At 62.0% G+C, this 9,623-nt stretch carries 11 protein-coding genes; 3 read left to right on the forward strand and 8 right to left on the reverse strand.

Features of this window, described 5'->3' with window-relative positions; genetic code table 11:
* Positions 1 to 682: helix-turn-helix transcriptional regulator (locus AC1DUU_RS13555; RefSeq protein ID WP_476783942.1), on the forward strand; the 682-nt coding region annotated here is incomplete at its 5' end.
* Between the two features lie 149 nt (positions 683 to 831).
* A complete protein-coding gene (locus AC1DUU_RS13560) occupies positions 832 to 1,266 on the forward strand; it encodes a GFA family protein (RefSeq protein WP_476783943.1) in 435 nt (144 codons plus the stop codon).
* Positions 1,267 to 1,398: 132 nt separating this feature from the next.
* Here the strand turns inward: AC1DUU_RS13560 and AC1DUU_RS13565 are convergent, their stop codons facing one another.
* From AC1DUU_RS13565 to AC1DUU_RS13575, 3 genes are all read right to left on the reverse strand, one after another.
* The gene (locus tag AC1DUU_RS13565; RefSeq protein ID WP_476783944.1) at positions 1,399 to 1,671 is read right to left on the reverse strand and encodes a type II toxin-antitoxin system YafQ family toxin; all 273 of its coding nucleotides are present in this window, start codon (positions 1,669 to 1,671) and stop codon (positions 1,399 to 1,401) included.
* The gene (locus AC1DUU_RS13570) at positions 1,672 to 1,929 is read right to left on the reverse strand and encodes a type II toxin-antitoxin system RelB/DinJ family antitoxin (protein WP_476783945.1); all 258 of its coding nucleotides are present in this window, start codon (positions 1,927 to 1,929) and stop codon (positions 1,672 to 1,674) included. It abuts the gene before it with no gap.
* A 65-nt stretch (positions 1,930 to 1,994) separates the two neighbouring features.
* Complete coding sequence (locus tag AC1DUU_RS13575) at positions 1,995 to 2,798, reverse strand: class I SAM-dependent methyltransferase (RefSeq protein WP_476783946.1); 804 nt, start codon at positions 2,796 to 2,798, stop codon at positions 1,995 to 1,997.
* A gap of 188 nt (positions 2,799 to 2,986) precedes the next feature.
* On the opposite strand from AC1DUU_RS13575, the gene AC1DUU_RS13580 reads away from it, so the two are divergent.
* Positions 2,987 to 4,450, forward strand: a complete 1,464-nt coding sequence (locus AC1DUU_RS13580) for a serine hydrolase (RefSeq protein WP_476783947.1) — start codon at positions 2,987 to 2,989, stop codon at positions 4,448 to 4,450.
* Positions 4,451 to 4,526: 76 nt separating this feature from the next.
* Here the strand turns inward: AC1DUU_RS13580 and AC1DUU_RS13585 are convergent, their stop codons facing one another.
* From AC1DUU_RS13585 to AC1DUU_RS13605, 5 genes are all read right to left on the reverse strand, one after another.
* Positions 4,527 to 5,228 (reverse strand): DUF1013 domain-containing protein, encoded by a 702-nt coding sequence (locus AC1DUU_RS13585; protein WP_476783948.1) that lies wholly within the window; start codon positions 5,226 to 5,228, stop codon positions 4,527 to 4,529.
* A gap of 214 nt (positions 5,229 to 5,442) precedes the next feature.
* A complete protein-coding gene (locus AC1DUU_RS13590) occupies positions 5,443 to 5,931 on the reverse strand; it encodes a GlcG/HbpS family heme-binding protein (RefSeq protein WP_476783949.1) in 489 nt (162 codons plus the stop codon).
* A gap of 168 nt (positions 5,932 to 6,099) precedes the next feature.
* Entirely contained in the window at positions 6,100 to 6,693 is a 594-nt protein-coding gene (locus AC1DUU_RS13595; RefSeq protein ID WP_476783950.1) for a response regulator transcription factor, read from the reverse strand.
* Complete coding sequence (locus AC1DUU_RS13600) at positions 6,690 to 8,231, reverse strand: sensor histidine kinase (RefSeq protein WP_476783951.1); 1,542 nt, start codon at positions 8,229 to 8,231, stop codon at positions 6,690 to 6,692. Before AC1DUU_RS13600 ends, AC1DUU_RS13595 begins: the two co-directional genes overlap by 4 nt.
* 115 nt (positions 8,232 to 8,346) lie before the next feature.
* Positions 8,347 to 9,623, reverse strand: a 1,277-nt coding sequence (locus AC1DUU_RS13605) for a hypothetical protein (RefSeq protein ID WP_476783952.1), incomplete at its 5' end; no start/stop codon positions are given.

Raw genomic sequence — 9,623 nt, forward strand, 5'->3', positions numbered from 1 at the left:
GCATCTCCGTGGTGGCCGCCTGGTCACCGCGCACAAGCTGGGCGCGTGGCTCGAGGTTTCCGAGCGCACGATCTATCGCGACATCGCCGACCTGCAATCGACGGGCGTGCCGATCGATGGCGAGGCTGGCGTGGGCTATATGATGAGGGAGGGTTTCGACCTTCCGCCGCTGATGTTCACACGAGATGAAATCGTAGCTTTGGTTGCCGGCGCTCGCATGGTCCGCGCCTTTGGCGGTGCCGCAATGGCGCGTGCCGCCGACGAGGCGCTGGTCAAGATCGGCGCGGTATTGCCCGACTCCGAAAAGGATCGCATCGCCCGTACCGAAATCCACGCGCCGATGTGGGTGGTCTCCGATGCCGACCGCGAAGCGATCGACCTGATCGAGCGCGCCGTCGAAAAGCGCCAGGTGCTCAAGCTCGATTACAGCGACGAAGCCGGCAGCGGCTCGGCGCGTGAGGTGCGCCCGCTCGGCCTGTGGTTCTGGGGCAAGGTCTGGACGCTGATCGCCTGGTGCGAGATGCGCAACGATTTCCGCGCCTTCCGCATTGACCGCATTTCTTCGGTCGCCTTGGCCAGCCGCACCTTCAAGCCCGAACGCGGCAAGCTGCTCGKCGACTATTACCGCAGCGTCGAACGCAGCGAATCCTTCGGCACACCGGATCGAAATTCCCGCGGCTGACGCATCCTCCCATCGTCAGTCCCGCTGAGCTGGCCCGGCCCAAAGCCGGGCCTTTTTTCTGTTGACCCTATCATCAAACGAAACAAGGCCTTGAAATTGAATGACTTCGCGGTCAGTGAGCAGAACACATGACCAGAGGGGTATCGTGCATGGATATGGACATCAGTGAGATTAATGGCGCTTGCCACTGCGGGACCGTCCGCCTGCGCGTCCGATTGAGTGACGGCCTCCGAACGGCCCGCCGCTGCACCTGTTCCTACTGCCGCATGAAAGGCGCTGTCGCCCTCTCTGCCGATCTTGGCGGCGTCGATGTCGTCCAGGGCGCAGATGCACTGACCATCTACCAGTTCAACACAATGGCGGCGAAGCATTACTTCTGCTCGAAATGCGGCATCTACACCCATCACCAGCGGCGGTCGAACCAGAACCAATACGGCGTCAACGCGGCCTGCCTCGAGGGCATCAGCCCGTTCGACTTCACTGAGATCCCCGTCATGGACGGCATCAACCACCCGTCCGATCAGAAGGGCGGYGCTACCGGATCAGGAATCGCCGGCATCTTGAAGTTTATTGCTGCTGGCTAACTCCAGTGCTGCCGACGGCGCGGCGATCGACCTGATCGAGCACGCTGTCGAAAGTGCCAGGTGCTCAATCTCGACTACGGCGACGAAGCCGGCCGCGGTTCGGCGCGTCCGCTCGCTTTTGCGAATGAACGCTCACTCTTGAAAGAGATCAGAATGGGAGCCGGTCCGAACCAGATGCAACTCATCGCCGACGATCCGATAAATCAGGAGCCAGTCCGGTTCGATATGAGCATCGCGATAGCCTTTCCAATCACCCTTCAAAGGATGGTCTTTGTAGCGGTCGGGTAGCTCGCTCGCGGCGATCAGCAACTTCAAAAGATCCCGCAGCTTCGCCGTGTCTTTTCCACGTTTTTCGGCTCGCTTCACATCTCGCCGAAACTGCGTAGAACTGACTGGCGTCAGCACTTAGATGCCAAGGTCCTCGAACAGCTCTTCAGCCGTCGAGAAGCGCTTGCCCTTGCCAGCTTCCAGCTCGACCATCGCCTTGCGTGTGGTAGCGTTCGGTACCTTCACAGGGAACGGAAATTCTTTGTCAGCAGCGACACGCGTCAACAGCAGACGGATGGCGTCGGATACTGAAAGGCCCATCGCCGCCAACGCTTCGGTGGCCTGTTCTTTGGTTGCCGCGTCGATTCGAGCGCGAACGACAGTATCGGTGCTCATCTGGGTCACTCCACGTAGCCACAATGTAGCTACACGTCGTTACAAAAGCAAGCAACCCGCTGCACCTACCGCGACCTATGCGCCTTGACCATCCAGGCCCTCGCGACAAGCTCCACCGGCCCGCTCGATCCCAGGCGCTCGGCAAGCCGCGCCTTAAGCCTTGCCCTGTCATTTTCGCTCAGGCTCATGCAGTAGCCGGGGGCCGGGCCAGCACCTAGCGTGAACGGCAGCCAGAACGCCTCGAAATCCTCGAACCGAGTTTCTATCTCGATCGGCGCGATGACAACGTCGCGCAATCCGGCTTGCTGGACGAGGCCCACCAAGCCGTGTCTGGTGCAAAACGGAAACCGCTTGCCCTCGCTGAGMATTTCCACGTTCGGGTCGATGTCCATGGCTGCCTTCCAGAACTGGTTGATGAAACCGATGCCGCCGCCGGGATAATCCCAGACATAAAACGACAGCAACCCGTCAGGCTTGAGCACCCTTTGCATCTCGGCCAGTGCTGCCGGCCTGTCGGGGATGAAGTTGAACACCAGCGCCGAGGCGACGACATCGATGCTGGCGGCGTCTGCCGGAAGCTTGAGCGCATCCGCTACCTCGAAACGCGCACGGTCGTCGTCGATCGCTTGGCGCGCATGAGCAACAAAGTCCGCCGACTGGTCGATCGACAGGATCGAGCGTGGCGTAGCCTCCGCCAATATGGCTGATGTCAGCGCACCTGTTCCGCAACCGATCTCGAGCCAATCGGCCGCTCGCGGCGGTGCCAGCCAGGCAACGAATTTCGCCGCCACCAGCCGGCTCCACCGGCCCATATAATGTTCGTAGTTCTTGCCGGCGCTCCAGGCGTCGAATGCAGCGGATCCGCTCATCACAGCCACCTCCGGGCATGAGATCGACCTTCTTGCACGCCTCGCGATCATGCGCCCGGATCAGCGTCCCGACAACCCGCATGGGCTTCGACGGTCGCAATGCTCTTGCAATCTGCAAGCGCCAAACACGCCTGCCTGCTCACAGATTCAACGCCGGCATGCCCGCGCCACCCAGAGACAGCACCGAAATGAAAAGACAAGCTTCCGCCCTCTCGGGCGCCATCGTAGCCGCCGCCTCGATAGCCACTGTCGCCGCCTTCGCTGGCGGCCTGCTCTATCTCGACCGCAAGATGGGACGGCCATTCATCGCGACAGCGCCATCCAACGCCTCAACCGCCCCATTTCCCGCCGATGCGGAGATCAGCCGTATCCTCGCCGACAGGATCGACGTCCAGAAGCAAAGCGTCGGCATTGTCGTTGGCACCATCGGGCCAAGCGGGCGCAGCATCATCGCCCATGGCAGCTTCGGCGGCGTCGATCCGCGCCCGGTCGATGGCGACACGGTTTACGAAATCGGCTCGGTCACCAAGGTCTTTACCGGCTTGTTGCTTGCTGAAATGGCACGGCGCAGCGAAGTTGCGCTCAACGACCCGGTCGCCAAATACCTGCCCATGAACGTCGCCATTCCCGAACGCGACGGCAAGGTGATCACGCTCGCCGATCTCGCCACGCACATGTCAGGCCTGCCACGCATGCCCGATAATTTCGAGCCGACCAACGAAACCAACCCCTATGCCGACTACACGACCGAACAGATGTATGCCTTCGTTTCGGCCTACACGCTGCCGCGCGACATCGGCTCCGAATATGAATACTCGAATCTCGGAGCCGGCCTGCTCGGCCAGGCGCTCACCCAGCGCGCCGGCAAAGGCTATGAGGCCCTGGTTCAGGAGCGCATAACTGGCCGGCTCGCCATGCACAGCACTGCGATCGAGCTTTCGCCGCGCCTGAGTGGGCGCATGGCGACCGGCCACAACGAGGTGCTGGAAATCGCGCCCAACTGGGACCTGCCGGCATTTGCCGGCGCGGGTGCCTTGCGCTCGACGGCGAGCGACCTGTTGACCTTCCTCGCCATGACGCTCAGCACGGACAAGACGCCACTGACGGCGGCCCTGGCAGATACGCTGGCGACGCGCCGGGCGATCGGCGAACAAGAGACCTCCGCGGCCCTTGGCTGGATCGTCACGAAAAGCAGCAATGGCGAGATCGCCTGGCACGATGGCGGCACCGGTGGCTACAGTGCCTTCATCGGCATCCACCCCGGCATGAAGACAGGCGTCGTTGTCCTGTCCAACGCCAACACTGGCGTCAGCGATATCGGACTGCATCTGCTCAATCCCGAGATCCCGCTGACCAAGCCCAAGCCGCGCCACACCGAGTCCACCGTCGATCCCAAGCTCTTCGACATCTACGTCGGTCGGTACCAGCTCGCGCCCGACGTAGTGCTCACTATCATCCGCGACGGAGAAAGCCTGTTTGGCCAGTTCACCGGCCAGCCCAGGCTACGGCTGTTTCCAGAAGGCGGGCATCGCTTCTTCACCAAGGAAGTCGACGCCGCCATCACCTTCACCGCCCCGGTAGCGGGCCAATCGCCCAGCCTCATCCTGCACCGGTTCGGCCGCGATATGCCAGCACCGCGCCTGTCGGACTGACCTGAATCCTCCACCACCAGCGAAACAAAAAAGGCCCCGCAATGCGGGGCCTTTTTGATGACGGTGAGCAAAAAGCTCAGAACTTGTCGTCTTCGTCTTCGTCTGGCGTCTTCGACCTGAGCGCGGTGAGCTTGGCGAACACCGCGTTGGCGTCGAGTTCCTTGTCCTCGTCCTTGGGTGCGGCCTGCTGCGGCGTCAGGCGCTCGGTCAGCGCTGCCGGCAACAGCGTATCGCCGGTCGGTGCCGGAGCTTCGCGGCCGCGCGAGGCGCGCTGCACTTCGATGTCGAGGTCGATCTGCGAGCACAGGCCGAGCGCCACCGGATCGAGCGGCGACAGCGTCGCCATGTTCCAGTGCTTGCGCTCGCGGATCTGCTCGATCGTCGCCTTGGTCGTGCCGACGAGACGCGAGATCTGCGCGTCCTTGAGCTCGGGATGGTTCTTGACCAGCCAGTAGATGGCGTTCGGGCGATCCTGGCGCTTGGACAGCGGCGTGTAGCGCGGGCCCTTGCGCTTGGTCTCGGGCACGCGAACCTTGGGCTCCGACAGCTTGAGGCGGTGGTTGGGGTCGCCCTCGCCCTTGGCGATCTCGGCGCGCGTCAGCTGGCCGGTCATGATCGGGTCCATGCCCTTGATGCCCTGGGCCGATTCGCCGTCGGCGATCGCCTTCACCTCGAGCGGGTGCAGCGAGCAGAACTGCGCGATCTGGTCGAACGACAGCCCGGTATTGTCGACCAGCCAGACAGCGGTCGCCTTGGGCATAAGCAGCGTATTGGCCATGCGATATATCCTCTTCGCTCGCCCGCGTCCCTCACGCGGGCGGTGGATCAAGACCACCAGAAAATGGGAAATTCGGCCCGTATATAGACGTATTCGCCGGCCACCGCAACGATTTTGGAACTGCCCGCAAACAGGCCGTTTCGCCGGCAACGACACGCAAAAAAGCCCCGCTCCGGATCAAACCGGGAGCGGGGCTGGTCATTTCTGGCCGAGCTTATTTCAGCTGGTCGGCGACCTTTTCAAGTGCTGCAACAGCGCACGCCTCGTCGAAATTGCCGCCCGGTGCGCCACCGACGCCGACAGCGCCGATCACCGCATCGCCTGCCTTGATCGGCACGCCGCCGGCCAGCACCAGGAAGCCCTCGATGTTGACGAGTTCGGCAGCGGCCGGGTTCTTGGCGACGTTTTCGGCCATCTTCGAGGTCGGCGTGCGCGACGACGACGAGGTGAACGCCTTGGCGCGCGCGGCTTCGACGGTGTGGGTGCCGGCATTGTCGGCGCGGACGAGCGCGCGCAGCACGCCGGCGCGGTCGACCACGGCTGCCGTCACATTGTACTTGTCGGCAGCACATGCGGCGACCGCGTTCTGGGCGATCTCGACGGCGAGGCTTGCCGGGATGTTCTTTTCGGTCAGCAACTCGGCCTTTGCGGCGGTGCTGACGGCAACGAGGGCGGAAGCGGCGAGGAGGATGCTCTTGATCATGGTTCCTGTCCTTTGTTCGGACGAAGCGTTTCGCTTGTCCGAGGCAAGAACTAGCCAAACCATCCGCCCGGCAGAATCCGCGATGCCACCACCTGCCCTAGGTAGGGCTACCTAGCCGCACCCGTCAGGGCATGATCCCGAAAAGTGGAAGCCGGTTTTCGGATAAGATCATGCCCCACTAAGAAGCGTCAGCCGCACGAACTCGGCCACCGAGCTGGTGCCGAGCTTCTCCGCGATCTTCGCCCGGTGCGCGTCGATGGTGCGCACCGACACGTCGAGCGCTTGCGCCACCTCCTTGCTCGCCCAGCCGCGTGCCACCATGTCCAGCACCTCGCGCTCGCGCTCCGTGAGCCTGGCCAAAAGCGCCCGTGCCTCGCGCTTTTCGAGCCTTTCGTCGAGGCTCAAAAAACCCTGCTGCAGCGCTTCGACCAGCACCTCGCCATCGACCGGCTTGGTCAGGAAATCCTGGATGCCGGCCTTGAAGGCGCGCCGGCAGGCGGCGACGTCGCCATGCCCAGTGATCATCACGGTCGGCCAGTCGATGCCGCGCTCACTGAGCTTCTGGTGCAGTTGCAGCCCTGAAACCAGCGGCATGCGCAGATCGACCACCAGGCACCCCGGCCTCGCCTCGTCGACATGCGCCAGAAACGTCTGCGGGTCGCCAAAGGTCTCGACATCGATGCCATAGGTGCCGAGCAGGAAGGCGATCGCCTCGCGCACCGCCTCGTCGTCGTCGATCAGATAGACCTGATACCGGCTCATGCCCCTACCCTCGGCAGCGTGATGACAAACCGCGCGCCGCCGCCGGCTGCGTTTTCCGCCTCGATCCGCCCGTCGACCCGCTCCACCAGCGTGGCGCACAGCGACAGCCCCAGCCCCATGCCGTCGGCCTTGGTGGTGAAGAACGGCACAAACAGCTTGGGCAGYACCTCGGCTGCTATCCCCGGCCCGTTGTCGCTGACTGATATCGTCGCCACCTTGCCCATTGCCTGCGTTTCGATGGTGATCCGCGCCGCAGCCGTGCCGGCCCCTTCCAGCGCGTCGGCGGCGTTGCGGATCAGATTGTGCAGCACCTGCTCCATCTCGATGGCGTCGACCACCGCGACCGGCGCCTCCGCCGCAAGCTCAAGCTCGAGCTTGATGCCGCGCCGTTCGAGATCGGCAGCCGTCAGCGCCACGATCTCGCTCACGATCCCGTTGAGTGCGCTTGGCTTTGGCTCCGGCGCCTTGTTGGAGGCATAGTCGCGCATGCGTTTCAGCATCTCGCCGGCGCGCTTGGCCTCGCGCACATTGACGTCGAGCGCCTGCGAAATCAGCCCGAGATCGGGTTTTTCGGCGCCCGCAAGCCTCAGTGCCGCCTGGCTGCGGCTCAGCACCGCCGTCAGCGGCTGCGTCAGCTCGTGCGCGATGCCGGACGCCAGCTCCCCCATGGCGTTGACGCGCGAGGCATGCGCCAGAAGCGTTTCCCGCTCCTGCAACAGCGCGCGCGCCTCCGCCTGCCTTGCCGCCTGCTGCGATTTTTGCGCCGCCGCCCGCTGCCGCAAGGCAAACATCAGCGCAAACGACGCCAACCCGGCAAGGGCTGCAAACCCCAGCAACGAACGCAGCGGCAAAAGCTCGTCGAGCGGCAAGGCCCGGTCGAGCGAAAGCAGGATCTGCTGCCCCTCGCCGTCGACAATTTTTTCGAAATGCGGCGGCGCAACGAAAGAAGCGCCCGCGCCGGAAGCCGCAGGCAGGTCGAGCAGTTCCTGCCCGTCGAGCACAAGCCTCAGATGCGCCCAATCAGGCCGCTCCTCCGGCTCCAGCAAAAGCCCGGCGTCGATGCCGAACACCAGCACCGCATCGGAAGGTGCCTGCGCGCGCTTGGCCAGAAGATACCGCCCATTCCCACTCGCATGCACTGATATCTTGCCGCGCAGCTGTTCGCCGATCGCCCCGCGCAGCGGCGCAAGGTCCTCGCCGCCGGGCACCTCGACCAGCGTCTTGACCCCGCCCGCGCCATCGAACGAAACCAGCGCGATCCAGGCGATGCGCGGATAAAACCTTGAAATGCTCTCCATCACCTGCCGCACGGCGCCCAAGGGCGCGTCGGCGCTGGTCAGCGCGATCAGGCTGGTCATATGCGCGTCATGCTGTGCCGCGCGCTGCGAAATCAGCCGGTGCAAAGTCCGCCCGGTCACCTCCAACTCACCCGCCAAACGCTGCCGCGACGCCTCCACCGAATAAAGCGCGAATGTCGCAAGTGCCGCGAGCCAGAGCGCGAGGCCGAAGAGCCAGGACTTGGAGAGGGATTTGGTCACGCAAGTTCAATCATGGGCGCCGAGGGTTCGACGCCAATGTAAGCGCATCGCAGTTGCCCGGAAAGTCAGGACATGCGGATTTCAGTAGCTCCGCCTCAGATGACTTCGAAATCAATTACATCAACGGCTGAAGAATAAATCCATCAAACGCAACAATATTTGCGCTTTCTCCTACCGCAGATTTAATCGCAGTAAGCGGCTCTGAGGTAGAGATTATTATCTGCCTACTTTGTACCTTCTGTCGAGCCCCGTCTTGCAAGAACGCATACAGGCTGTTCATATCCACTTCCTGCTGCCCTGGTTCGTCAAGAATAATCAATCCGGCATGGTTCGTACCGCCACCTAGTTGAAGTAGCGATAGATAATATGCCCACTTGAGTCTTACTGCGTCGCTGGCGGACACTTCGAAGGCAATTTCTCGTTCAATGACATTGCCATCCTCGTCTCGTGTCAACGCAAGTGGCCTTACGTTCTCTCTCGATAGTACGATCTCAGTTGGCTGAAATGACCTGAAGCCATATGCCTGAAGCCTTTTTTGTACCGAAGTTTCCAGTGCATTGATCTTGGCGGCGTCATCAGACGTCAGCTCGTCGACAGGCAATGCCTTCAATTCGTCCTGTAACCGTGCCCATTCTATGGCAATCGTTTGAAGTTCGTCGGTGGCAATCATCGATGCTTCTTCAAATGAGCCAACCCGATCGATAAACGATTGCAGGCGAACAATTTCTTCGATTACGACACGGGACGGCGCCGCGCTGGGCTGCACTATCGCCTGTTTCAAACTGCGAAGCTCCGCCTGCCGCTCTCGCAGTTCATCGGTCTTGGCTTTGTAGCGGGCTGCCCAATCCCGCACCCTCTCGTTTGTCGCGTCCAAGGCAACACGATAGAGGTCGATCTGAGATTTTACGAACGCAATGTTCTCGTCCAGCCCCATGCCGACAGCCTCAACCGCAGGCAATAGTTCGCTTGTGATGTCTTGATGACAGGTCGGACAGACATGTTCCCCGGCAGCGCGCCCTAGGTCCGAGCCCAAACGTCGCAATTTAAGGGCATCCTGGTTTCGCTTTAAATCTGCTCCCAGCGTTTCGAGCCGCAGGCGAATTGCTTGCTGCTCATGATGCTCGAGGCCAGCCTCGGCACGCACCGATTCAAGTTGAGCACTTAGCAAGTCTATATCTGAGCGAACGACTTCCAAACGCTTGAGCAGCTCAGGAACAGCGTCTTCGGTCTTTTCAATCGGCACCCCCTCCAATTCCGTGATGCGACTTCGAGCAACTTTCACCACCTCTTCAATGGCCGCCCACTCTCCTTCACGCAGAATCTCCAATCGCAATTCGGGCAACAAAGCAAACTCTGCTGTTGGAACAGCCGGGATTCCACGCAGCCTACCAA

Source organism: Aminobacter sp. P4_H6_2, from assembly GCF_056400805.1.

Excerpts from the sequence above, each read along its gene's own strand:
- AC1DUU_RS13580 (WP_476783947.1), top strand. The coding sequence starts at position 2,987 with ATGAAAAGACAAGCTTCCGCCCTCTCGGGCGCCATCGTAGCCGCCGCC.
- AC1DUU_RS13595 (WP_476783950.1), bottom strand. The coding sequence starts at position 6,693 with ATGAGCCGGTATCAGGTCTATCTGATCGACGACGACGAGGCGGTGCGC.
- AC1DUU_RS13590 (WP_476783949.1), bottom strand. The coding sequence starts at position 5,931 with ATGATCAAGAGCATCCTCCTCGCCGCTTCCGCCCTCGTTGCCGTCAGC.
- AC1DUU_RS13570 (WP_476783945.1), bottom strand. The coding sequence starts at position 1,929 with ATGAGCACCGATACTGTCGTTCGCGCTCGAATCGACGCGGCAACCAAA.
- AC1DUU_RS13585 (WP_476783948.1), bottom strand. The coding sequence starts at position 5,228 with ATGGCCAATACGCTGCTTATGCCCAAGGCGACCGCTGTCTGGCTGGTC.